This window comes from Fulvivirga sp. M361 (assembly GCF_007097395.1).
Lineage (GTDB): Bacteria > Bacteroidota > Bacteroidia > Cytophagales > Cyclobacteriaceae > Fulvivirga.
In genome coordinates, this window is record NZ_VKDC01000020.1 from 87,293 (window position 1) to 112,973 (window position 25,681).

The 25,681-nt window shown below is 39.4% G+C and carries 24 protein-coding genes and 1 riboswitch; of the genes, 20 read left to right on the plus strand and 4 right to left on the minus strand.

Features of this window, described 5'->3' with window-relative positions; translation table 11 throughout:
* Positions 1–83: 83 nt before the first annotated feature.
* The 3 genes from FNH22_RS20380 (at position 84) to FNH22_RS20390 (ending at position 3,653) form a co-directional block, all read left to right on the plus strand.
* Positions 84–1,955: a VWA domain-containing protein gene (locus FNH22_RS20380; protein ID WP_143400286.1), complete on the plus strand. Its 1,872-nt coding sequence runs from the start codon at positions 84–86 to the stop codon at positions 1,953–1,955.
* A gap of 197 nt (positions 1,956–2,152) precedes the next feature.
* Entirely contained in the window at positions 2,153–2,632 is a 480-nt protein-coding gene (locus FNH22_RS20385) for a hypothetical protein (RefSeq protein WP_143400287.1), read from the plus strand.
* Between the two features lie 16 nt (positions 2,633–2,648).
* Positions 2,649–3,653 carry a hypothetical protein gene (locus FNH22_RS20390; RefSeq protein WP_143400288.1) on the plus strand — a complete coding sequence of 335 codons (1,005 nt, stop codon included), beginning with the start codon at positions 2,649–2,651 and terminating at the stop codon, positions 3,651–3,653.
* Positions 3,654–3,685: 32 nt separating this feature from the next.
* Here FNH22_RS20390 and FNH22_RS20395 read toward each other — a convergent pair whose 3' ends face one another.
* Complete coding sequence (locus FNH22_RS20395) at positions 3,686–4,414, minus strand: lipopolysaccharide core heptose(II) kinase RfaY (protein ID WP_143400289.1); 729 nt, start codon at positions 4,412–4,414, stop codon at positions 3,686–3,688.
* 206 nt (positions 4,415–4,620) lie between these two features.
* Between FNH22_RS20395 and FNH22_RS20400 the strand changes: the two genes are divergently transcribed.
* From FNH22_RS20400 to FNH22_RS20435, 8 genes are all read left to right on the plus strand, one after another.
* Complete coding sequence (locus tag FNH22_RS20400) at positions 4,621–5,202, plus strand: sigma-70 family RNA polymerase sigma factor (protein WP_143400290.1); 582 nt, start codon at positions 4,621–4,623, stop codon at positions 5,200–5,202.
* 7 nt (positions 5,203–5,209) lie between these two features.
* Positions 5,210–5,497 carry a hypothetical protein gene (locus FNH22_RS20405; protein WP_143400291.1) on the plus strand — a complete coding sequence of 96 codons (288 nt, stop codon included), beginning with the start codon at positions 5,210–5,212 and terminating at the stop codon, positions 5,495–5,497.
* Position 5,498: 1 nt separating this feature from the next.
* The gene (gene gmk / locus FNH22_RS20410) at positions 5,499–6,074 is read left to right on the plus strand and encodes a guanylate kinase (RefSeq protein ID WP_143400292.1); all 576 of its coding nucleotides are present in this window, start codon (positions 5,499–5,501) and stop codon (positions 6,072–6,074) included.
* A 35-nt stretch (positions 6,075–6,109) separates the two neighbouring features.
* The gene (locus FNH22_RS20415) at positions 6,110–6,799 is read left to right on the plus strand and encodes a hypothetical protein (protein ID WP_143400293.1); all 690 of its coding nucleotides are present in this window, start codon (positions 6,110–6,112) and stop codon (positions 6,797–6,799) included.
* A gap of 32 nt (positions 6,800–6,831) precedes the next feature.
* Positions 6,832–7,404 carry a nicotinate (nicotinamide) nucleotide adenylyltransferase gene (gene nadD / locus FNH22_RS20420; RefSeq protein WP_143400294.1) on the plus strand — a complete coding sequence of 191 codons (573 nt, stop codon included), beginning with the start codon at positions 6,832–6,834 and terminating at the stop codon, positions 7,402–7,404.
* Positions 7,405–7,443: 39 nt separating this feature from the next.
* On the plus strand, positions 7,444–10,050 hold the full coding sequence (locus FNH22_RS20425) for a DUF5686 and carboxypeptidase regulatory-like domain-containing protein (protein ID WP_185154327.1): 2,607 nt from the start codon (positions 7,444–7,446) through the stop codon (positions 10,048–10,050).
* Between the two features lie 359 nt (positions 10,051–10,409).
* Positions 10,410–11,516, plus strand: a complete 1,107-nt coding sequence (locus FNH22_RS20430) for a hypothetical protein (protein ID WP_143400296.1) — start codon at positions 10,410–10,412, stop codon at positions 11,514–11,516.
* 11 nt (positions 11,517–11,527) lie between these two features.
* The gene (locus FNH22_RS20435) at positions 11,528–12,037 is read left to right on the plus strand and encodes a YfiR family protein (protein ID WP_143400297.1); all 510 of its coding nucleotides are present in this window, start codon (positions 11,528–11,530) and stop codon (positions 12,035–12,037) included.
* A gap of 96 nt (positions 12,038–12,133) precedes the next feature.
* Here FNH22_RS20435 and frr read toward each other — a convergent pair whose 3' ends face one another.
* The 3 genes from frr to FNH22_RS20450 form a co-directional block, all read right to left on the minus strand.
* Positions 12,134–12,694, minus strand: coding sequence for a ribosome recycling factor (frr, locus tag FNH22_RS20440; protein ID WP_143400298.1), 561 nt, complete (start codon positions 12,692–12,694; stop codon positions 12,134–12,136).
* 39 nt (positions 12,695–12,733) lie between these two features.
* Positions 12,734–13,438, minus strand: coding sequence for a UMP kinase (gene pyrH, locus FNH22_RS20445; RefSeq protein WP_143400299.1), 705 nt, complete (start codon positions 13,436–13,438; stop codon positions 12,734–12,736).
* 73 nt (positions 13,439–13,511) lie between these two features.
* A complete protein-coding gene (locus FNH22_RS20450) occupies positions 13,512–14,006 on the minus strand; it encodes a biotin/lipoyl-containing protein (protein WP_143400300.1) in 495 nt (164 codons plus the stop codon).
* A 119-nt stretch (positions 14,007–14,125) separates the two neighbouring features.
* Positions 14,126–14,256, plus strand: a riboswitch (TPP riboswitch).
* A 43-nt stretch (positions 14,257–14,299) separates the two neighbouring features.
* Between FNH22_RS20450 and FNH22_RS20455 the strand changes: the two genes are divergently transcribed.
* The 9 genes from FNH22_RS20455 (at position 14,300) to rodA (ending at position 25,667) form a co-directional block, all read left to right on the plus strand.
* Positions 14,300–16,750, plus strand: coding sequence for a TonB-dependent receptor (locus FNH22_RS20455; protein WP_143400301.1), 2,451 nt, complete (start codon positions 14,300–14,302; stop codon positions 16,748–16,750).
* 122 nt (positions 16,751–16,872) lie between these two features.
* Positions 16,873–17,751 (plus strand): geranylgeranylglycerol-phosphate geranylgeranyltransferase, encoded by an 879-nt coding sequence (locus FNH22_RS20460; RefSeq protein ID WP_255518115.1) that lies wholly within the window; start codon positions 16,873–16,875, stop codon positions 17,749–17,751.
* A gap of 125 nt (positions 17,752–17,876) precedes the next feature.
* Positions 17,877–18,470, plus strand: a complete 594-nt coding sequence (gene purN / locus FNH22_RS20465; RefSeq protein WP_143400302.1) for a phosphoribosylglycinamide formyltransferase — start codon at positions 17,877–17,879, stop codon at positions 18,468–18,470.
* 95 nt (positions 18,471–18,565) lie between these two features.
* Positions 18,566–20,089 carry a bifunctional phosphoribosylaminoimidazolecarboxamide formyltransferase/IMP cyclohydrolase gene (purH, locus tag FNH22_RS20470; protein WP_143400303.1) on the plus strand — a complete coding sequence of 508 codons (1,524 nt, stop codon included), beginning with the start codon at positions 18,566–18,568 and terminating at the stop codon, positions 20,087–20,089.
* An 85-nt stretch (positions 20,090–20,174) separates the two neighbouring features.
* Positions 20,175–21,200 (plus strand): rod shape-determining protein, encoded by a 1,026-nt coding sequence (locus FNH22_RS20475; RefSeq protein ID WP_143400304.1) that lies wholly within the window; start codon positions 20,175–20,177, stop codon positions 21,198–21,200.
* Positions 21,201–21,248: 48 nt separating this feature from the next.
* Positions 21,249–22,076, plus strand: coding sequence for a rod shape-determining protein MreC (gene mreC / locus FNH22_RS20480; protein WP_143400305.1), 828 nt, complete (start codon positions 21,249–21,251; stop codon positions 22,074–22,076).
* Complete coding sequence (locus tag FNH22_RS20485; protein WP_255518116.1) at positions 22,073–22,588, plus strand: Rod shape-determining protein MreD; 516 nt, start codon at positions 22,073–22,075, stop codon at positions 22,586–22,588. Before mreC ends, FNH22_RS20485 begins: the two co-directional genes overlap by 4 nt.
* Positions 22,585–24,399, plus strand: coding sequence for a penicillin-binding protein 2 (gene mrdA, locus FNH22_RS20490; protein WP_143400306.1), 1,815 nt, complete (start codon positions 22,585–22,587; stop codon positions 24,397–24,399). The genes FNH22_RS20485 and mrdA overlap by 4 nt, the downstream gene beginning before the upstream one ends.
* Entirely contained in the window at positions 24,396–25,667 is a 1,272-nt protein-coding gene (rodA, locus tag FNH22_RS20495) for a rod shape-determining protein RodA (RefSeq protein ID WP_143400307.1), read from the plus strand. Before mrdA ends, rodA begins: the two co-directional genes overlap by 4 nt.
* Positions 25,668–25,681 lie beyond the last annotated feature (14 nt).

Here is a 25,681-nt window from a genome sequence, read left to right on the forward strand (position 1 = left end):
AAACTAAAAAAAAAATTGCAACGATTTATGGAATCTGTATTTCACTGACATCCTGTTAGTGAGTTTCATCAAAAAATAGCATTATGAAAAGGATAATAACCATGATTTTATTGGTAGCGTCACTTACTTCCATGGTCGGAAGGCAAGGACGTCAGATTACCGGAAAAGTGACTTCTGCCTCAGATGGCGGTCCTATATTAGGGGTTAACGTAATACTGGAAGGAACCAGTATAGGCACTGTCACTGATATAAATGGAGAATACAGCCTTAAAATCCCTGCTTCAGGAGGTGTTGTGGTATTTCAGTTTATTGGTTTTAAAAGTCATAAAGTAGTGGTGAGAAAGGAGTCAGTGATTGATGTAGTGTTACATGAAAGTGTTGCTGAGTTGAGTGAAATAGTAGTGGTGGGAGGAACAAGAAGTGGGCGTCGTAAGGAAAGGAAGAAATCACGGGTGATGTATGATTCAGAAAACTCCTTTAATGTTACATCTCCATCCGTATCTCCTGTTTACAGAAGAGTGCTTACACCATCGCAGCCGAACACAGAAGATTATGCTGCTATAGAAGAGAACACTTTCCGTAATCCTCTCAACAATCCGTTATCGACCTTCTCTATAGATGTAGATGCAGCCTCATATAGTAATGTACGTAGGTTTTTGACACAGGGTCAGCAACCTCCTAAAGATGCGGTGCGGATAGAGGAGATGGTGAATTATTTTACATATGATTATAAGCAACCAAAAGGAAATGATCCCTTTTCTATTACTACGGAAATATCGAGCGCTCCCTGGAATAAAGATCATAGACTCATCCATATAGGTTTACAAGGGAAGAATATTCCGACGAAAGATCTACCTCCGTCTAACTTGGTTTTTCTTGTCGATGTGTCTGGTTCTATGAATTCACCCAACAAGCTGCCATTGCTAAAATCAGCATTTCGGTTATTGGTAGATAAGCTGCGCCCTGAAGATCATGTAGCCATAGTAGTATATGCCGGAGCTGCAGGTGAGGTATTACCCGCTACGACAGGATCAGAAAAAGATAAAATACTGAATGCCATGGATCAGCTTTCTGCAGGCGGTTCTACTGCAGGTGGGGCTGGCATAACGTTAGCTTATAACATCGCCAGGCAGAACTTCAAAAAGAATGGTAATAACAGAGTGATTTTGGCAACAGATGGAGATTTCAATGTGGGGGCGTCCAGTAACCAATCTATGGAAGATTTGATAAAAGACAAACGAGATGAAGGAGTGTTCCTTACGGTACTTGGATTTGGTATGGGGAATTATAAAGACTCCAAAATGGAGATCCTGGCGGATAAGGGCAATGGTAATTATGCTTATGTGGACAACATTCTGGAAGCGCAAAAAGTATTTGTGAATGAGTTTGGTGGTACTCTTTTTACCATTGCAAAAGACGTAAAGATCCAGGTGGAGTTTAACCCCACTAAAATAAAAGCATATCGATTGGTAGGGTATGAGAACAGATTGTTGAAAGATGAAGATTTTAACAATGACAAGAAAGATGCTGGTGAGTTAGGATCAGGACATACTGTTACAGCATTGTATGAAGTCATTCCGGTTGGCATAAAAAGCCAGTTTTTGGTAGACGATCTGAAATATCAAAAGACACAGGTAGCTGAAGAAGCTCATAGCTCAGATGAATTGATGACAGTAAAGCTAAGGTATAAGAAGCCCAACGAAGATCAAAGTAGCTTGATTGTTAAAGAGTTAAAAGATGAAGGCAATAGATTGGATAAAACTTCTGACAACTTCCGTTGGTCTGCGGCAGTGGCTGCCTTTGGTATGGAATTGAGAGACTCTGATTATAAGGGGAGTATAACACACAAAGATATACTGGAACTTGCTAAAAATGCCAGAGGAGAAGATAAAGAAGGATATCGTGCCGAATTCATTCGCCTGATCCATTCAAATGAATTACTTGTAAAGAGGTAAACGCAGTGCCCATATTAATGGCTCATTTTGTCCATCATACCTCAAATGTGTGACAGGGTAAAATGAGCTATTCTTTTGCATACACCAATTGTTCGTCGTTTATTTATGATAAATATCAAAGTGAGATTTTATTCAGCCATTTAACGGCTTTATACACCCTGTTCAAAGTACCTCCTACAGCAAGCACTCCAAACCATATGTTACATCGATTATACGAAAAGGCTTTTTCGACAAAAATTGTTAATGTCTTATTACTACTAGTTTTATTGGTATTTGCGTTTTCACTCTATCATCGGGAAATACAACAGGATGAACCCTGGTTTGGAGAGCAAGCCTACTGGCTGGTAGAAGAAGGCAATGTGAAACTTAAAAGTATGCCAGGAGTATTTGATTGGACTGATAATATGCTGATCTATCATAAATTGTTTGTGTGGGTTTGTGCCGCGCTCATACTTACTTTTGGTTGGAGTGTTTATATATTTAAGACGTTCATACTAGGTTTATTCTTATGCTTAGCTTATTATTTATTTAAATTTACGAGCCGGAGTTATCCGGGACGTAGGGAGCTTCCATGGCTGGTTTTACTGCTTTTGTTTATTACTCCCGAACTCATACACCGCGGCTTTATGTTCCGTCCGGGTTATGGTAATGACATTGGGTTTTCTGTCATTTTATAATCTGAGAAAATTTGTTTTGGATAAAGCCTGGATTAGCGTGGTTTTAGCGGGTTTGTTCTCAGGTTTGGCATTTCTTACCCATCTTAACGCTGTTGTTTTTGCTGTTTCAGCATTTTTATTTCTTGTTTTTTATCGGGAGTGGCGTGGAATGTTCGTTTTTTCGATGATCACAGTACCTATATGCCTTATATATAGCGATGGGCTTTGGAGCAATGAGGCCATCGAGACTTATATGTTCCAACTACGAAACTGGCCGACACATCAAAGTACTTTTGGAGAGAAAATTGACGGAGGTGGCATACTTGGAACCATAGGCAACAATTTGCTACGACTGGCAGGTGAGCATAAACGCTATTTTTGGGACCACGATGTTTGGGGAATCAGTGGTCTGTTTCTCTTCTCATTAATAGCTCGCTTTAAATACCTTAAAAAACAATGCCCGTACTTATTGACCTATACACTTATTTTGATGTTGGTACTTGGCGTACTTTCAAGTAGTCATTCTCCGCGTTATCTCACTTATTTAATGCCTTTTATGATCGTAATTATATCGATGGTCATTGTCAGCTTGAAGTTGGAAACACGGAAGGGGTTTAAAGTTTTTTTTTTAGTAGGGGTTACTGCTCAATTGGTATTTGCGTCTATTTCATTTGTAACCGTGTTCAAGCGTAACAGAGATCATGTTTTAATGCATTCGGAGGCGCTTTCTGCCATTGAAAAAGGTACTAAGGTGCTTGGTCCGTGGGGGATGATCTACAATAACATTGATGATTATCATATCTTCTCATACAAAACATATGAATACATTGAGGATATGGAAAATAGAAAGCTGACTCAGCAAGAATTACTGCAATTAGCCGCTGAAAGGTTTGATATAGACTATATTGTTATAGATCACCAGCGTAAGATAGATAAAGAATTCAAATGGTTTAGAGATTGGGAAATAGAAGAGAATGATTATTTTGAGGCCTACAAGGCAATAGAAGATTATTTAGTGTTGAAGCGAAAACAATCTATTTGATTGAAAAGTGAGAAAGTACGCTTTTATAAAGGTCAATTTTTTGATTTATTACCACTGATTATGGCTTTCAGTGTTTTTTTTATGCTTGTTATACGTTGGTTATAAAGGTCATACTTTATTGCAATGCGGTAGTAAAAGGAGTTGATGTAGTCTCCAAAATATTTTTCTATATCGGGTGCACTTTTCCTGAGATAAGCAAACTCATAGCGTTTTTTAAATTTCGATCCTGACCTTTTTGGACTTGCATCAATGATATATAGTTGGTCGCCTTTAACGAGGAAATTCCTGATCTGGGGGTCACCATGGAGCAGGTTGCTTTGATGTAGATCTGAAAGTAACTTTACCACGTCCGGATAAGTTTCTTCATGCCCAAGACATGAAGAGCCAGGGAGGTATTCATACAGTAACCATGAATCCATTACCATGCCTTTTTTTCTATACTCACAGGCCAATATGGGCTTTATTGATTGAAATCCTTCTTTTTCCAACAGCACCATTCCCTGAATGTTCTTAAAGGCCTCGCCACTTCTAAATAAAGTGAGGAAACGTATCCAATGCCGTGAGTTCTTTTCATGAGGAATTTTGTAAATGAGGTCCATTTTACCTACAGCGATACGATATACCGTACTTCTTGAAGTATCTTTTAATATCTCTGTTACCGTAAAATCTTTGCCTTCAATACGTTTTACAAGGTCACGTGCTACTTGCTCTGTCACGGCCGGACCTGCCAATATTTTCTTATGATTATCGTTAAATACCAAGGGAAAAAATTAAAGCCGCAATTTAAACCTTTTTGGTCCTGGAAGGGTCTTTAGTCAGGAAAGATGTCAATTTACTGACAACAGGCATCCTTTTAACTGTTTTATGTCGTATATATTGATATCCAGTTGGCTTTAACTTCGTATACACAGGAAGTCAGATAGTCTGACGAACTAAAAACTAAAAATATTACTATTTTTTGAACCAAATGTCTAACCTTCCTCGGAAAAAGTACCCAAAAAAAGAGAAAGAACTGATTTTTGAGTCAGAGTTTCTTCCTCATGTCGACTCTATGTATAATTTTGCATATCGTTTGACTTTTGACGAGGATGATTCAAAAGACCTGGTGCAGGATACCTTTCTAAAGGCTTACCGGTTCATAGAATCATTTGAGCAAGGAACTAATGCCAAGGCTTGGTTGTTTCGGATATTGAAGAATAGCTTCATTAACGACTTCAGAAAAAAGAGCAAACAACCTTCGAAGGTAGATTACCAGGAGGTAGAAGCTGTTTATAACTCTGATGAAGTAGATGAGGTTATTACTACTGACCTGAGGGTGGAAACAGTGCAGGATATGATCGGAGACGAGATATCCAATGCACTAAATGCTTTGGAAGTAGATTTTCGAACGGTGATTATACTTTGTGACCTTGAAGGTTTTAAGTACGATGAAATGGCTAAAATACTGGATATACCTATTGGTACGGTAAGGTCCAGATTGCATAGAGCCAGAAATCTATTGAAAGACAGGCTTCAAGGTTACGCGTTGACAAGAGGTTACAGAAAATAGGTAATATATGGGATTAAACTCTACTCACCCATTCGATGACAATAATCCGTGCAATGGGAAACTTAGCGGAGATTGTCTCGAACTCCTTAATTTGGTACTTGATCAGGAGGCGAGCCCTGGACAATACAAACATTTCAATGAACATCTAAAGAATTGTATGCCATGCTATGAGAAATATAATATTGATGTGGCTATTAAAAAGATGATCAGAGAGAAATGTGCGGATAGAAGAGTACCTAATGGATTAGTGGAAACTATTCGCGCTAAGGTGCTGAACAACACGAGCACCGAATAATATGCACAGCGGTAAAGCTTTTATATTTTCTGCCCCGTCAGGGTCAGGGAAAACTACTATTGTCAGGCACCTGCTTAATACACGTAGTGATTTGGGATTTTCTATATCTGCCAGTACCAGGGATAAACGAGGACGTACGGAAGAGAATGGCAAAGACTATTACTTTCTTACCCCGGAAGAATTTAGATCTAAAATTGATCATAATGAATTTATAGAATGGGAGGAGGTATATGCCGGTAATTTTTATGGTACCCTTAAGTCTGAGATCGAGCGTATTTGGGCAGAAGGTAAGCATGTTATTTTTGATGTGGATGTAAAAGGCGGGTTAAATCTGAAAAACTATTTTGGAGATAAGGCCCTGGCTATTTTTGTAAAAGTTCCATCACTTGAAGAATTGAAATGCAGGCTGACAGACAGAAATACAGAATCTGAAAGTAGTTTATCACAACGAGTTTTTAAGGCAAAATTTGAAATGGGCTTTGAAGATAAGTTTGATGTTACGCTGTTAAATGAAGAACTGGACCAATCACTACTGAAGGCTGAACGTCTGATTGATAATTTTGCAATACAGGAGTAACTTTCTTTACAGCAGTAAAATAAGTATATTTAGTTATGAGATATCTGCTTGCCACCTTAGCTGTAATGTCAATGAATGGAGTGGTTGCCCAAACACCTAAGGTTATAGGTTTAAATTTTAATTCTTTTGGCGCGGTAAAACACTTTAGAGATAATATAACCCGTAACCCGCTGGGCGTATCCATCAATTTTTTCTGGGCTCCCGAAGACAAAAAATTTCAATATGGGCTGGAGTATGGAATAGCTATGTATTCCGCAAAAGAATACGATTATGAACTTCTTGCAGAAGGCCGTCCCGGAACGTTCATACCCGTCTATGAAGAAGATTGCTTCATGAAGTATCACCTTGTAGGCCGTTATTTACCATTTGGTTATAAAACCATCACCACATATATAGAAGCTCGTGTTGGACTTACTACTTTTTTTAGTTCCAGAACAGCACAGACTGAGACTCATCTGTATGATGATTCATTCGATTTTCATGGTACAGCTTTTAATACCGCATTAGGTGTGGGTGCTCTATTGGATATCGGACAGATCATAAAAAATGAGGCCTGGTCTACTCCTTTCTACCTTGACATAGGCGCTACATTTAACAGTGGCTCCCGGTCTGATTACAGGAATATGGACGAAGGTGAAGTAGCTTCAAGTTTGGAACATGGTAATTATCGTTCCGTGACACATACCACTAACTATAAAGTTGGCCTGGCGTTGGGTTTCAACTAATTCATTATTCCCTATTTTGAAGCTGCATTAATATGAATATTGGCTTGTTTTTTGGCTCGTTTAATCCTATTCACTCAGGCCATCTCATCATAGCTAACATTATGGCGGAAACCACAGACCTGGATCAGGTGTGGTTTGTCGTTTCCCCTCAAAACCCTTTTAAGAAGAGTGCTTCTTTGTTACATGAATTTGATCGCCTCGACATGGTAAATGCTGCGATCTATGATAACTATAGCCTGAAGGCATCGGATGTTGAATTTAATATGCCCAAACCCAGCTATACGGTAGATACACTTACCTATTTATTTGAAAAGTACCCGGACAAAAAGTTTAGTCTAATTATTGGAGAAGACAATCTTAAAAGTTTTCCTAAGTGGAAAAACTCGCACTTCATACTTGAAAACTATCAGCTATACGTATACCCACGGCCCGATGTGCAACCTTCCGATCTTTTTTCGCATCCTAACGTGAAAATGGTAGATGCACCGATGATCGACATATCAGCTACATTCATTAGAAAATGCATTAAAAAGGGCCTTTCTATTAAATATCTCGTACACGACAGCGTTGCTGAAATGATCCAGTCAAAGAAATACTATTTCTAAAATCAATTTATATCAATAAAGCATAAATTTTGAATGTCTATGATTAGGTGGACAACCTTTTTTTTCTGTTTTGTTTCTTGTTCTGTGATTTATGCCTCTGGAGTTCGAGGTACTATCAAAAGTGATGATGATCAGCTACTTGCATTTGCCACTGTTTATGTACAAGAACTGGGAACTGGTACTGCTTCCAATGCAGAAGGGTATTACGAGATCGCACTGGACCCGGGTAAGTATACACTGGTATTTCAGTATATCGGTTTTGGTTCCTTAACAAAGACTTTAGAAGTCTCAAATCAGTGGATTGATTTAGATGTTCTGCTTAGTACGCAAGTGGTCGTACTGAAGGATGTAGAAGTCAGGGCGGGTAAGGAAGACCCTGCTTATACAATCATGCGGAAAGCCATTGCTAAAAGTAAGTTCCACACGCAGCAAGTGGACCGTTATACCGCCAAAGTATATATAAAAGGTACGGGGCAGCTAATAGATGCCCCGTTTTTCATACGAAAAAAACTTGAAAAAGAAGGTATTGATAAAGACCGTGTTTTTATCTCAGAGTCTGTAAGCGAAGTAGAATATATTCGACCTAATACCTACAATGAAAAGGTAATCTCTATTCGTAGCAGTGGAGAAGATCAGAATGGGGAACCTAATGGATATGTTTATGGGTCTTTTTATGAACCCGAAATAGGAAATGCCATATCTCCATTATCCCCTAAAGCATTTTCATATTACAGGTTCATATATGATGGTACATATACGGACAGAGGCTATGCCGTGAGTCGCATCAGGGTAGTGCCGCGTTCTCGTGGCGACCAGGTTTTTGAAGGAGTTCTTGAAATAGTAGAAGACTACTGGAGTATATATAGCCTGGATTTAAAAACTACTACACTTGGTGTTGATATTGACATAAAACAGATTTATGAACCTGTAGTGGAAAAAGTATGGCTGCCTGTAACTCACGACTTTAATGTGGATGGCAAGATACTGGGTTTTAAATTTGAGGCTAAATACCTTGCTACTGTAAGTGACTACCAGGTAGAAACAAACCCTGAACTGGATGTTGAGTTTGAGATAATTGACGAAAAGCTGGAAATAGAACAGGCTGAACAGCTTCAAGGCCAGTTTAAAGATAGTGAAACCACGGAGTTGCAGGAGATGCTTTCCTCAGGAAAAGAAGTTACCCGAAAGCAACTGCGAAAACTCGTGAGAGAATATGAAAAAGCGGAGCTTAAGCAGTCAAAGGAGCCACAAGTTATAGAGAACCGTTCGTTTGAGGTGGATTCAACCGCACATAATAGTGATTCGATTTACTGGGCGGATATACGTCCGGTGCCATTAACTAAGTTGGAAGTATTAGGCTATGCTAAGACGGACAGTATTTCAGCCGCCGAGCGTAAGCTGGAGGAGGGCGATACGCTGAAAACAGGTAGAAATAAGGGCGCACGTATTTTTGACCCGATTTTTGGTAATACTTACAAGTTGGCCGATAAAACTCACCTGAAGTTGCATGGTTTGTCGGGTTGGTTTAATACAGTGGATGGGTTTGATATAAAGACAAGGTTGTCATTTACAAAGACGATGAATGATAAAAACCGGAGCTGGCTTCGGATTGGAACCACAGGACGATATATTTTTGAGCGAGATCAGTTTGATGGATTTGCTGATGTTCGCTATGATTTTGGAAAACGGTCTGGTAGGTCAAGTTTAAAACTAGAAGCAGGAAGGTATATCAGTCAGTTTAATGCCGATGAACCCATTCATGTTGCAGTCAACACAATAATGACACTCTTTTTGGAGCGCAATTATATGAAGGTCTATGAAAAGGATTACTTTTCGCTAATCTACAAACAAGACCTTGGGAGTCGGCTAAGATTAACAATATCACCAGAATTAGCCCATAGAAGTGAGTTGTTCAATGGTACGCGTTACAGATTTATAGATAGATCAGGGGAAGGGTTTACCGCTAATGCTCCGGTCAGTGAAGAACTTCCGGACACGTCATTCCCATCTCATGATGCTTTTACGGTAAGTAGTTCGCTGGAGTATCGACCATGGCTGAAGTTTGGGATTAGAAATGGAAAAAAATATGAGATACAAAATTCTTCTCCATTATTTCGATTGTATTACAAGAAGGGGATATCTTCTGTTTTTAATAGCGCTGTCGATTTTGATCTGTTGGAACTGGTGTACAGACATACTTTTAAAATAGGTATTCGTGGCCTGGTTGATGTCTCATTGAAAACGGGAAAGTTTTTGAACGATGACAACTTGTTCTTTATGGATTACAAACATTTTTTGGGTAATCAGACTCCTTTCTCCACTACTGATCCTGTGGGAAGCTTCAGGCTATTGGATTATTACAGGTTCAGTACCAGTAATGAATACCTTTCAGGAAGTGCACACTATCAATTTAGAAAATTTCTTATCACACGTATGCCATTGGTAAGGCTTTCCGGGGTCAGGGAAAGTTTTTTTCTGAACTATCTTGCTACAGATCGTTCAAATAACTACACTGAAATAGGTTATGGCATTAACTATATCTTGCGTGTATTTCGGGTGGAGGCAGTCACCTCATTTGAAAATGGTAAATACAAGGACTTTGGTGTAAGAATAGGTATAGCGACTAACCTGGATGAAATATTCTGAGTATACCATTCTAAAGTGAATATGCCGGCCTCAAAATTGGTCTATTATCTTGTTTTGACCAAGAACCATGGATGCAAGATTTCGAGTAAGACCTTAATTTATGAACTACTTGTTTAGGTACAATTACTTACCGATTTTTTGATGTTATTATTCCGTTTATCGTATCCCTAAACCCATTGTAAGACATTTTTTACAACTCTGTGCTAAATGTAATAGGCATTATAGCGTGCTACGGAAGGTAAGTTGAATTACTTAATGTTTCATCCGCCCTTAATGGGAGAAGATTTTACGATAATCACCTGATTGTAAGGGCATAACGAATCCATCATCTTTGTGTCACAATCATTAAAACAAAGATTATGGAAAAGAAAATGTTATTTGCAGTATTGAGCTACTTTCTGGCCATTGCTGCTTCGTATGCCCAGGAGCAAGATGAGTTTGATGTGACGATTGAAGAGGAAAAACAGATTCTTTTTGATCGTGGTGGTGTAGGGACTTATGGTACGGCCCTTTCAAAAATAGCCAGTTTTGTTAGTCTGAATGGTTTTGCTAACAATGAGTTTATAGCGACTGAAGATGAGAGCTCTTTTGATCAAAGTGAAATAAATCTATTTGTTTCGGCAGAGCTTTCAAAGCGGATTACCACTGAATTTAATGTAGGTTTTAGTTTTACTGAAGTAGAAATAGAATACGCATTTCTGGATTATGAATTTGATCCAAGAGCAGTTTTAAGAGTAGGTAAGTTTTTATTACCTACAAGTGATTTCAATGAATACAATGGTTTTGCGTACTTGAACCGAGGAATAGGTTCACCACTTACAGCATTAGTTTCACCTGATAAGTGGTCCAGTGTAGGGCTACAATTAAGAGGAAAATTTGGTGACAATGATAGTGACTTAAGGCCTTATTATGGGGTTTACATAGTGAATGGGCTTGCGACTCCCGGAGAAGGTGAGGAAGAAGAAGAGGAAGAAGAAGGTGAATTGAGAGAGCTTGTAGAAGGCGGCGAAGTCACTGATAACAACCAAAATAAAGGTATCGGTGGTCAAATAGGCATTGAGTACAAGAAAGACCTGTTTGCTTCTTTATCTTATCACACCAGTAAGTACGACAGTGCAGACCAGCTTAATGCCAATGTATTTGGTATTTCCACAGGTTACGACAATGGTAAGCTGCACCTCTCCGCTGAATTCCACAGTACATTGCTTGAAGAAAGAGATGGTGAAGAGATTGAAGAGGAAGATATGAATGGCTTTTTCGTAACGGCTGCCTACAAGGTAAATAAGTTTGAGCCGGTTTTACGATACGACAGTTTTTCCCTGGAAAATACTTCTATCGATAGAGTGACTGTAGGCTTTAACTATTATTTCCTCGAGACAGGTTTGTTAAAGGTGAACTATATGAATCAAAGTGGGGATACCGATGACGAGAATGTCTTTGGAGCCGGAGTTGTATTCACATTTTAAGAGCAAGGTATATGTTATTCAGGAGAATATATTGTACCATCCTGTTGGGTAGTCTTATGATGCTCATATCAGTGAGTAATGCGACGGCTCAGGATGTATCAAAATACCAGGCTTTGTTCATGACCAAGTTTATGGAGTATGTACAGTGGCCTGAGGGGAATGACAGTTTTGTCATAGGTGTAGTAGGGAATTCGAGGGTTTTAACCGAGTTGCAAGCTCTTATAAAGTCAAAAGGAAGGGATGCTACTGTGAAGAAAATAGCAAATGCAAGTTCCGTCAAAGGCTGTCACATTGTGTTCATACCAGCTGATCAGGCCAAGCTTTTTCAAACAATCAAGGAGGCTAGTAGTGGCACCAGTACCATGATTATAAGTGAAACGCAAGAGCTTGCGGCCAAGGGCTCAATCATCACCTTTTATGTAGAAGGAGGAAAGCTAAAATTTATTATAAATAGAAAAGAAGCAGAATCCAGGAAATTATTGATGAGCAGTAGCTTGCTTAACCTGGCTAAGGTAATTTGATGGGTTAAAATTGAAAAAATTGTAGTCAAAAGATAAAGGCTGTTTTTAAAAAACAGCCTTTATCTTTTTATCGCTTAACCTCGTGTGCCGATAGACTCACACTGTCATAATTTCTTCTTCCTTCTTGCTTAGTATCTCGTCGATCTTTTTTGTGTGTTCATCAGTAAGACTTTGCACTTGATCTTCAGCCCTTTTTACTTCGTCTTCTGAAGCGCCTTCTTTCTGAAGCTGTTTGAGACCGTCATTAGTTTCTTTACGGGCATTTCGAATGCTGATTTTGCCGAGCTCACCTTCATGCTTCACTTGTTTTACCAAGGCTTGTCTGCGTTCTTCGGTGAGTATGGGTACATTAACGATCACCTGCTCACCATCATTCTGTGGATTCAGTCCAAGGTCGCTATTGATAATGGCCTTTTCTATTTCATTTATAAGGCTTTTTTCCCATGGTTTTATCATGATTGACCTGGCATCCGGCGTAGTGATGGAAGCGGTTTGATTTAGAGGAGTAGGACTACCATAATAATCTACCATAATGCTATCCAGCATATTGGGAGAAGCTTTCCCAGCTCTGATCTTAAGCAATTCACTACTTAAATGGCCAATGGCTTTACCCATCAAATCCTTGGCCTCATCCAGGTACATTTTAATTTCTTCCATCTCTAAATAATTGTGAAAACTAAAATTAGGCTAAATACTTTACTTTATTAATGTGCCGGCCGTTTCACCATGTATGATATTTGCCAGGTTTCCGGGTTTGTTCATGTCGAAAACAATGATCGGCAAATTATTTTCCTGGCATAAAGTGAAAGCCGTCATGTCCATGATGTTCAGATTTTTTTCATAAGCTTCCTGAAATGATAGTTCATCATAGCGGGTGGCTGTAGGTTCCTTTTCGGGGTCGGCAGTATACACACCATCGACGCGGGTTCCTTTTAACACGACATCTGCCTGTACTTCAATAGCTCTTAAACTAGCCGTAGAATCTGTAGTGAAATAGGGGTTTCCTATACCTGCACCAAAAATTACGATCCTTCCCTTTTCAAGGTGCCGTATGGCTCTGCGCCGTATAAAGGGCTCGCAAACCTGCTCCATTTTTATCCCTGACATTAGCCTGGTATAAAGACCAGCACCTTCCAGCGCACTTTGAAGGGCCATTCCATTGATAACCGTAGCTAACATACCCATATAGTCGCCTTGTACACGCTCTATACCGGCACCCTCAGCCTGAATGCCCCGGAAGATATTACCACCGCCTATGACGATGGCGATTTCCACTCCTGCTTCTTTTACAGTGCGTATTTCATCCGTATATTGTTTGAGTCGTTTAGGGTCTATGCCATACTGACCGGACCCCATAAGTGATTCACCACTTAGTTTGAGAAGAATGCGACTATACTTCATTGAATGGGAGAATGTTTAATATGAAATTCCACAAATATAGAAGGGTTGTTGAAATAATCAGGATCACACTCTGTCAAAATTGAATGATTACTTCATTTTTCTCTACACTATCTGCCACTTTAGCTTTGATTTGCTTCACTTCACCATCCCCGGGGGCTTTTATAACATTTTCCATCTTCATAGCTTCTAATATCAGCAGAGGGTCACCTTTCTTAACCAGATCTCCTTCTTTAACATTAATAGCCAATATAAGCCCTGGCATGGGTGCCTTAATTTCGTTTAGCTCCGATCCGGCTACTTTATCCATACCCAACTTTTCCAGTAATACATCAAGCTTGTCTTTGACAGAAATCTCATACTTTTTTCCGTTAACGCTCAGTACTACCATCTTACTTTCATAATCTATCTTGATCACTTCCATAGTGTAGGACCTGTCATCCTTGATCACATGGAATTGTGAATCATCTATTTGTGAAATATCCCAGTCAAATAGAGTCCCGTCCAGTGTGACAGCTCCGTCTTTGAAGTTTACCTCAACTTGTTTGTTCCTAGTCGTTACTTTATACATATCTGAAAGGTTATACTCAAATATAACCGCTTTCCACTAAGTGCCAAATTGTGATCTTCTAAATGGAAGTACCTGTTTTGAGACAGTGTGCCGCTGTTTTACCAGAGTTTGTAGTTAATTTGCATCTAAGGGGGTGCCTTACCATCTGAGATGGTGTAAGATAAGGCTGAGAGTATACCCATAGTTCTAATCTGAGTAACTGTAACCTGATCCAGGTAATGCTGGCGTAGGAATGGTATGTTAATTTATTCGGGGGCTTTCCCCGGTAGGGCCTGACATGAACGATTACGAAAATGAAAATTTTGAAATTAGCAACGGTAATGTTGTTTATTGGTACGGCTGCTTTCGGGCAATATCAAATTACAGGAAAGGTAATAGATAGTGCTACAAGTGAACCTCTGCCAGGAGCCAATGTGACCCTGGATGGCGCTACAAGTGCGAGTTCATCTGATCTTGATGGACTATTTCAGATCGTTGTAGCTACTTCTGGTAATTATACATTAAAATTCAGTTTTGTTGGTTACACATCACTAGATAAAGTAGTACAGGTTTTAGGTGACATGAATTTAGGTGAGGTTCCATTATCCTCAGAACCATATTTGGCGGATGAAGTAATTGTCAGTGCTACGCGTGCAGATGAAAACAGTCCAATTACATTTACCACATTGAATAAGGAGCAGATTAGTAAGCAGGATTTTGGGCAGGACCTGCCTTTTCTGTTGAATTTTATGCCATCATTGGTCACTACCTCCGATGCAGGAGCGGGTGTAGGATATACCGGATTACGTATTAGAGGATCCGATGCTACCAGAATCAATGTAACTATTAATGGCATTCCCATTAATGACAGCGAGTCACAAGGTGTATTTTGGGTTAATACGCCGGATTTGGCTTCGTCTACCGAAAGTATTCAGGTTCAGCGTGGTGTAGGTACAAGTACAAATGGCGCAGGTGCTTTTGGAGCTACCGTTAATCTACAGACTAATGCCCGCAAAGAAAAAGCCTATTCAGATATCATCAATGCAGTTGGGTCATATAATACGAGGCGCCATACCGTGAGCTTTGGGAGTGGATTAATAGATGATCAATGGACTTTTGATGGAAGGCTTTCAAAAATAGCCTCTGACGGTTATATAGACCGTGCAACTTCTGATTTGCAGAGTTATTATCTGTCCGGAGGATACTACGGAAAAAATACACTGATCAAAGCGATTATTTTTGGAGGTGAAGAACGTACCTATCAGGCTTGGTATGGTACACCTGAGGCCGTACTGGAAAATGACAGTGAAGGCATAGAGGCCGTAATAGCTAATAACAGTCTTTCAAACGAGCAAGCAGATAACATGCGAACAGCGGGACGTACGTTTAACTGGTATCTTTATGATAATGAAGTAGATAACTATCAACAAGATCATTATCAACTTCACATTTCTCAACAAATTACAGGGAATATGGTGGGTAATGTGGCATTGCACTACACTTATGGTCGGGGGTTTTTTGAGCAGTTCCGAGAAGATGACAGCTTCTCTGACTATCGGTTACCTAACCTTACTATCGGCAATGAGCTGATAGAAGAGTCTGATTTTATAAGGAGAAGATGGTTGGATAATCATTTTTACGGATTAACTTATTCCTTGAATTATAGTCCGCATAATTGGAATGTTACCCTTGGAGGGGCATACAATGAATACGATGGTGCTCATTTTGGAGAAATTATCTGGGCTGAATTTGGTCAAAACACATTCATTGGAAACCGGTATTATGATAACCTGGGGACTAAGACAGATTTCAATAGCTTTTTGAAAATCAGCCATCAATTTTCTAAGCCTCTTAATGTTTTTATGGACCTTCAATATCGCAATATTGATTACAAAATAGATGGAATCGATAACGATTTAAGAGCGCTTTCTGTTTCTCAGGATTACGATTTTTTTAACCCTAAAGTAGGTTTCACATATCGTTTTAACAAGGGTACGATCTACAGTTCTTATAGCATAGGCAACAGAGAACCTGTTAGGTCAGACTTTGTAGACTCTCAGGTCCCTCCTAAAAGAGAGAAAATGAAGAACCGGGAAATTGGCTACAGATTTTTGACAAAAAAAATACAGTTCTCAACTAATTTTTATCTGATGGATTATGAAGACCAATTGGTTCTTACAGGGGATGTAAATGATGTTGGGTCTTCATTGAGAATGAATGTCAGTGAGAGCTATAGAGTGGGAATTGAGCTGGAGGGAGCTATTAAATGGTCTGATAAAATACAATGGAATGCTAATTTGACCTTAAGTAGGAATAAAATTAGAGATTTCACCGAGATACTCATAGATTACGGAGAGGCTTTCGATGAGTTTAGTGTTATTGAGAACGTTTATCAAGATACGGACATAGCCTTTTCTCCAAATATTATTGCGGGTTCACAATTGACCTACAGCCTTTTTGAGAATTTTGAAATGGGGGTACTTACAAAATATGTGGGAGACCAGTTTTTGGATAATACTTCTAATGACGAGCGTAAACTGGAGGCTTACTTTGTAAATGATCTCAGACTGAATTATTCAATTAAAAATAAATTAGCCAAGGAATTAGGGGTTAATTTATTGATTAATAATATCTTAAGTGAGCAATACTCGTCGAATGGATACACATTTGGTTATTTTGGAGGAACTGAATTCGAGGTACGGGAAAATTACTTTTATCCGCAGGCACCACGGAATTTCCTTTTATCACTTGTGTTAAAATTCTAGTTCTGCATATTATCGGATGCTGTATCAGGTGATGTAACGTTCAACAAAGTGCTTCAAAGGTTCAGATAGAGGTTTTGTAATACTTGCCATGAGAATATACCTTTGTACCAAACGTGATCCTGATGGTAAGTTCGTTTCGTCCCAATATTAGCTCTTTTTCATTATCAGGGTTTATACAGATTACCCGGTTTTGGAACTTGCTGATAATTGTTTTTACCCAGTATTTTACTGCATTGTTTTTGGTAGACTCGGGAGAAGGGCCTTATTATTATCTGACCCATAGCAAGTTGTTTTTACTTTGCCTTTCTTCGGTGTTTATAGCTGCTGCAGGTTATATAATTAACGACTATTATGATGTCAAGATTGACTTGATCAATAAACCTCAACGTGTTATCGTAGGTAAAATGATGAAAAGAAGGGTGGCTATGGTGTCGCATGTTGTTATCAGCGGTTTAGGAATAATATTGGGAGGTCTTTTATCCCCTGAGATTGGTTTTATCAACCTTTTTGCTGTAGGGTTTTTATGGTTGTATTCAAACCAACTCAAACGCATGCCTCTTGTGGGCAATTTTGTAGTGGCTGCACTCACCGGATTGGCCGTTTATATCGTTGATGTGTTGTTTGGCACTCACAATATCATGATACTGGCTTTCGCTGTTTTTGCCTTTTCTTTTAGTCTTATACGAGAAGTTATTAAGGACATAGAAGATGTAAAAGGAGATGCTACGTTTGGTTGCAAAACATTACCGGTTTTGTACGGTGTACGTAAAACAAAAAATATGTTATACATCTTTTCCATTTTGTTCTTAATGGGGATGTGTTTTCTTGCATACACTTTTGTCGGTACAGAACTCACCCTATTTTGTTCAGGCCTGGTGTTCCCATTAGGATTTATCGCATTTAAGTTAAAAAGAGCAGACACTGTACGACATTATTACCAATTAAGTAAGTATTGTAAGCTGATCATGCTAATAGGGATATTCAGTATGGTTTTTTTTTAAAACTGCGTAATTTCTTCTCATAGAAGTGCCTGATAACAGTTTCTTTTTAATTTTGGCCCTTGTAGAAATTTCAACACATTATCTATAGCTAATCCATCATTAGCTATAGATTAAAATCGTCTTACTTGAATAGCACTACCTTCAAAATAGCCATTTTCGCATCAGGCAACGGAACCAATGCCGAAAAAATAGCGAAATACTTCAAAAACAGACAAGACATAAAAATTGTCCTGATACTTTCTAATAAACCCGATGCATATGTGCATACACGGGCTGAAAATCTGGATATACCGTCGATAACCTTTAACAAAGTTGATTTCTTACAGTCTGACCATGTGCTTGATATGCTCCGAAAAGCCGAGGTTGATTTGGTTGTATTAGCTGGGTTTCTTTGGTTAATTCCTGACAACCTCATTAAAGCCTTTCCTAACCGCATTGTTAACATTCATCCTGCACTGCTGCCAAAGTACGGAGGAAAAGGTATGTATGGTGAAAATGTGCATCGGGCGGTGAAAGCTGCCGATGAAAAAGAAACAGGCATTACTATTCACTATGTGAATCAAAATTATGATGAAGGGCGGATAATTTTTCAAGGTAAGTGTGAGTTGATTGCTGAAGATACTGTTGAAACCATTGCGTCTAAAGTTCATCAGTTAGAGTACAAGCACTATCCCGAAGTGATTGAGGAACTAATCATGAAATATCATAAAAATTCATAGCTTTGCGCCTTAATTTTAAATAATCGTCTCTTCACGACACAAACTCAGTATTACGACAAATATATGCTGCCGGGAGGTAGTCCCATTTCTTAACTATGTCATCAAAAAAAATTCAATCAGCCCTCATCTCTGTTTTTTATAAAGATGGATTAGAGCCAATTGTCAAACTTCTTTCAAAACAAGGGGTGCAGATTTTTTCAACGGGTGGTACTCAAAAATTCATAGAAGATTTGGGCATATCTGTTACTCCGGTAGAAGAACTTACCGGTTATCCTTCCGTATTTGGTGGTAGAGTAAAAACACTGCATCCTAAAATTTTTGGAGGGATACTTCATAGGCGCGAGTTAGAAAACGACCAAAAGCAGGCGGAAGAATTTAAGATACCTGCCATAGATCTTGTAATTGTAGACCTGTATCCTTTTGAGGAAACAGTCGCTTCCGGAGCGGTGGAAGAAGATATCATTGAAAAAATTGATATTGGTGGTATATCCCTTATTCGAGCGGCAGCCAAGAATTTTAAGGATGTTTGGATAGTGTCGTCCCGTGAACAATACAGTGCGGTGGAAACTATTTTAGATGAAAAAGGTGCGGTAACAGAGCTTTCGGACAGACGACATTTTGCTGCTCAGGCTTTTGATATAAGCTCTCATTACGATACTGCCATTTTTAACTATTTTAATCCAACAGAAGAAGTGGGCAGTTTTAAGCATAGCCTTCGTGAAAAAAAATCTCTTCGCTATGGAGAAAACCCACATCAGCAAGGTGCTTATTATGGAAACCTGGCTGACATGTTGGAGCAACTGAACGGGAAAGAACTTTCTTATAACAACCTGGTAGATGTAGATGCAGCCGTCAGTCTTATGGATGAATTCGATGAAACAGCATTTGCTATATTAAAACATACTAATGCCTGTGGAGTAGCTACAGCGTCAAATGTAAAAGAAGCCTACCAGAAAGCTTTGGCAGCTGATACAGTCTCAGCCTTTGGAGGGGTATTGATCACCAATAAAACAATAGACGAGGAAGCGGCGCAGGAAATGAGCTCGTTGTTTTTTGAGATATTGATAGCTCCTGATTTTGATCTAAAGGCTCTGGAAATACTAAAACAAAAGAAAAATCGCATATTAATTCGGCAAACACAATCGCTCAAAACTCAAAAGCAGTTTAAAAGCCTGCTTAATGGAGTCATTGAGCAGGACCGGGACCTTGAAACTGATAGCATAGGTGATTTTAAAACTGTCACGAAGGTTGCTCCTTCTGTTGATCAGAAAAGTGCGCTTGTATTTGCCAGTAAAGTGTGTAAGCATACAAAATCAAATACTATAGTACTTGCCCGTGACGGTCAACTTCTGTCCAGTGGAGTGGGACAAACGTCACGTGTAGATGCTTTAAAGCAGGCAATTGCCAAAGCAAAAGAGTTTGGTTTTCAGTTGGAAGGGGCAGTAATGGCATCGGATGCCTTCTTTCCGTTTCCTGATTGTGTAGAAATTGCACGTGGGGCAGGCATCAAATCAGTGGTCCAGCCAGGTGGGTCTATTAAGGATCAGGATTCGATTGACTTTTGCGATAAACATGACATGGCTATGGTATTTACAGGAATACGCCATTTCAAACATTAAAAAAAACTTTATTTGGTGGTTCATTAAAAAAACTAATTTGTAAATTTCCAAATGATCATAACCCAAAACTTTTTGACAGCATAACATGGGATTGTTTGATTTTTTCTCCAGTGACATCGCTATAGACCTTGGCACTGCCAATACCCTCATCATTAGTAAAGACAAAATTGTTGTAGACGAACCGTCTATTATTGCCATCGACAAGAATACCAGTAAGGTATTGGCAATAGGTAGGGAAGCCATGCAAATGCATGAAAAAACCCACGAAAACATCAAAACAATAAGGCCTTTAAAAGATGGTGTAATCGCTGATTTCCACGCTGCAGAGCATATGATACGTGGAATGATAAAGATGATAGACAGCGGAAATAAATTTTTCCCGGCTTCTCATAGAATGGTGATTTGCATACCTTCAGGCATTACAGAAGTTGAGAAAAGGGCAGTACGTGACTCGGCTGAACATGCCGGGGCCAAGGAGGTGTACATGATACATGAGCCTATAGCAGCGGCTATAGGTATAGGTATTGATATTGAACAGCCGGTAGGTTCAATGATTGTGGATATAGGAGGTGGAACCACGGAAATTGCCGTGATCGCCCTCTCCGGAATAGTTTGCGATCAGTCTATAAGAGTGGCCGGAGATACTTTCAATCGTGATATTCTTGATTACATGCGGAGGCAGCATAATCTGTTAATAGGAGAGCGTTCCGCAGAGAAGGTGAAAATAGAAGTAGGTTCAGCCCTCACAGAACTTGATGATGGGCCGGAAGACTATGAAATTCGTGGGCGTGACTTGATGACAGGTATTCCTAAAATTATTAAGATTTCATATTCTGAAATAGCTTTTGCACTTGATAAATCGGTTTCTAAAATTGAAGAAGCCGTACTTAAAGCACTTGAAATATCACCACCTGAATTATCAGCAGATATCTATGATAACGGAATACATCTGACAGGTGGAGGAGCATTGCTTCGGGGGCTTGATAAACGACTTGCTTTAAAAACAAAATTACCAATTCATGTAGCGGAAGACCCATTAAGAGCTGTGGTCAGAGGTACTGGTAATTCATTAAAGAATGTGAATTCGTTCAAGGCTGTGCTGATGACTTAGCGGGGGCGTCTGCCTGATTTTTTACGGTTAGTTCAACTTACGGCATAAATGCAACGATTATTTCTGTTTTTATTCCAATATCGGGCTTTTATAACATTCCTGTTCCTTGAATTATTTTGTATTTGGCTTATTGTTAATAATAACCCGTACCAGGGGGCCAAATTTTTTAATTCATCCAATCGTTACGCAGGAGGTGTTATGCAATTCTCCAGAGGGATATCCGATTATTTCGGCCTTAAGCGGGTAAATATTGAACTTGCTCGTGAAAATGCGCAGCTCAAAAAACAGGTGAGCCAGCTCAATCAGAACTTTTACAATCTTGAGGTTAGAGAAAACAAAGATTTTGACATAATCAATCAGTACCACTATATCAGTGCCAAAGTCATTAAGAACTCTGTCAGACAACTGGAAAACTATATCACCATTAACAAGGGAAAAGCAGATGGCATTGAGCCAGGTATGGCCGTGACAGACCACTTGGGCGTAGTAGGCAAAGTGAAGACCGTTTCCACTCACTTTGCACTGATTACATCAATACTTCATAAAGATGTACTTGTATCTGCCAAAATACGTCGTACGGGCGATTTGTGTACAGTTAGGTGGGATGGCCTGAACCCTTATGAAGCCAGGGTATGGTATGTATCCCGGCATATTAGCTTGGAGAAAGGAGATACCATAGTCACATCAGGATATAACGCTGTATTTCCCCAGGACCTGCCTGTTGGTATCATCAAAGACTACGAACTTACGGATGACTCTCCTTTTTATGACATAAAAATAGAATTGGCCAATGACCTTAATAGTCTTTCCCATGTCTATCTTATCAAAAATAACCTGAAAGTAGAGTTAGATTCCATACAAGTATCAACAGAATGAGCGGGAGAATAATCATACAAGTTTTTTCTTTTTTTGCCTACTTGCTAATTCAGGCGCTTGTTGTTAAAAATTTCGTACTTTTTGATCGTGCCTTTTGTTTCGTATATATTGGTTTTTTATTACTTCTTCCGATAGAGACAGGATTGTTGCCGTTACTCTTTTTAGGGTTTATCACAGGTATCGGTGCTGATATTTTTTACGATAGCCTTGGCATACATGCTTCTGCATGTGTTTTAATAATGTTTTTAAGAAACTACTGGATTAACTTACTTACCCCTCAAGGGGGGTATGACACAGGTGCCCTTCCTTCACTTTCATTAGATGGGTGGCAATGGTTCAGTTCATATGCTCTGCCAATGGTGTTTATGCATCATTTGGTGCTTTTTTATGTTGAAGCAGCAGGTTTTGGGTTATTTACATTTACCTTAACAAAGGTATTTGCCAGTACACTTTTTACTTTTGTTTTGCTATTCACTCTGCAGTATCTCTTTTATAACAAAAGAAGAGGATGAATGAATCAAGGAAATATATCATCCAACTGATAGTTGTTTCAGTAGCTATTTTGTTTCTGGGAAAATTGTTTTCCATTCAAGTACTGGATGGAACCTATGCAGAGGCGGCCTCGAGTAACGTAATTCATAGTGTGGTGGAGTATCCGTACCGAGGGTTGATTTATGACCGCAATGGGAAATTGCTCGTTTATAATACCCCTCAATTTGATCTTACAGTTACACCTAAAGAGGTTATCAGTTTAGATACTTTGAAGTTTTGTGAGCTTTTTGAAATAACAAAGGATGAATTTAAAGAGAGCTACCAAAGTATTAGACGTAAGAAAGGATTTTCTTATGTGAGACCCAATGTACTCATAAAACAGTTATCGGAAAGAGACTTGGCCAGAGTACAGGATTTTCTCGTTGATTTCCCGGGATTCGGTATCCAGGTCAGAACCACCAGAGCTTATACCTCTCCGGTGATGGCAAATGCGCTTGGCTATGTGAGTGAGATCAGTGCCAGACGTTTGAGTCTGGACACTTTAAGGTATTACCACCAAGGAGATTATATTGGTCAAAGCGGCATAGAAGCATACTACGAAGAGCAGCTTAGAGGAAAAAGAGGAGTGAAACGCGTGCTTAAAAACGTTAGAGGTATTGAGAAAGGAAGCTTCGAGAATGGTAAATATGATACACTTGCCGTACCAGGTCAAAATTTAATTTCTACTATTGATATCGAGCTACAGAAATACGGGGAATACCTGCTTGAGAATAAATCAGGTAGTATTGTGGCTATTGAGCCATCAAGTGGAGAGATACTTTCTATAGTGTCAGGTCCTTCATATGATCCCAACTTGCTCACGGGCAGGAACTACAGTGAGAATTTTTCAAGGATCAGCAGTGATACGCTAAAGCCATTGTTCAACAGACCGTTAATGGCTCAATATCGCCCGGGGTCTATCTTTAAGATCATACAGTCGCTGGTAGCCTTAAACGAGGGTATTATTAATAGGAATACATATATACCTTGTGTAATGGTGCCAATGAAATGTCACTATCATGGCCCCGGAGAGACATTGGTGGGAGCTATTACCAACTCTTGTAACCCTTATTTCTATAACGTAATGAAACGGGTGGTGAACCGGGGTGCTTCTGAAGATCCTTATGAAGACACACGGATCGGGTTGATAAAATGGCACGAGTATGTTGGATCTTTCGGGCTGGGTTCACGACTGGGTATCGATCTTCCCAATGAAAAAAGTGGTTTGGTGCCCAGTACGGCATATTATGATCGGGCTTATAATAATCGACCATGGAAATATTCAAATATTTATTCTATTGCTATCGGCGAAGGTGAGAACCTCGTGGTCCCTCTCCAAATGGCGAATTTTGCAGCAATAGTTGCTAACAGAGGGTATTATTATCCGCCTCATTTAGTCAAATCGGTTGGACAAACCGGAGAACCTCTACCTCAGTATAAAGAGAAACATTATACCATGGTAGCACCTGAACACTTTGATATTGCTGTTGAGGCTATGGCAGAAGTAGTTCGTTCAGGAACTGGTCAGTATAGAGCTAAACTTAGGGATATTGAGGTTTGTGGTAAAACCGGTACTGTCCAAAATGATCCTTTGCCGGATCACTCTGTTTTTATAGCATTTGCTCCAAAAGATAACCCTAAGATAGCGGTATCAGTGTATGTAGAAGATGCAGGGCAAGGCGCACGGGCGGCAGCTTCTATTGCCAGCCTGATGATAGAAAAGTACTTGATAGGAGAAACACAACGTCCTAACATTGAAGAATTTGTGAAACGAGGAGAATTTCTGTATTGACCAGAGCTGATAACATATCAGGTAACCTTGACTGGCTGACCGTCCTGCTTTTTTTCCTGATCGCATTGTTAGGGTGGCTGAATATTTTCGCTGCTGTCTACGATGATACCACGTACCAGAATATTTTTGACCTTTCATTGAATAGTGGTAAACAACTGATATTTATTGGGGCATCCGTATTGCTAATCATAATCATTATGGTAATGGACTTTCGGTTTTACGATACGTTTGCCTATATCATATATGGTGTAATCATATTTTTATTGATTGTGGTATTGCTTTTTGGTAGGGAGGTAGCAGGTTCGAGGTCATGGTTTGAGTTGGGTCCTTTCCGCCTTCAACCTTCTGAATTGGCCAAATTTGCCACTGGATTAGCACTTGCCAAATACATTGGTACCTCCGGTTTTAGAATGGACAAGGTGATGGATCAGGTGGTAACATTTGCCATCATAGGCCTTCCGGCTGTTCTTATCGTACTACAAGGTGACGCAGGTACTGCCATAGTTTATGCAGTACTGCTTCTGGTATTGTTTCGCGAAGGATTGTCACCGGTCCTACTCATTGTAGGAGCATTTTCAGCGATAATATTTGTACTTACATTACTGGTGGAAAATCATGTTTATCTTTACATGGGTATTCTGTCAGCTGCGACACTAGCTATTTTCTTTAATAAGAAACGAATAAAACGCATTGTTTTTATTATAGCCGGAGCTCTGGTGGTGTCGGGGGTGATACGAAGTGTTGATTATGTTATCAACGACGTACTTAAACCACACCAGCAAAATCGTATCAAAGCATTTATCAACCCGGATTCCGATCCCTTGGGGTTTGGCTGGAATGTTACCCAATCCAAGATTGCTATTGGCAGCGGGGGACCTTGGGGAAAAGGATTTTTGAAGGGGACACAGACAAAATTCGATTTTGTACCCGAACAAAGTACGGACTTTATTTTCTGTACAATAGGAGAAGAGCATGGTTGGATAGGAAGCTTTATTACCATAATGTTATTCGTGGTGTTAATCTTACGATTGATCTTCCTGGCTGAAAGACAAAAATGGCGCTTTGCCAGGGTATACGGATATACAGTGGCATGTATTTTTTTCTTTCATTTTGCCATCAATATCGGGATGACCATTGGCCTTTTTCCTGTGATAGGTATTCCGTTGCCTTTGTTCAGTTATGGAGGGTCATCGTTTTTCGGATTCACCCTGCTCCTTTTCATATTCCTGAAACTTGACGCACATAGAACCCAGGTACTGGTTCACTAATTGACCAAGTGAGG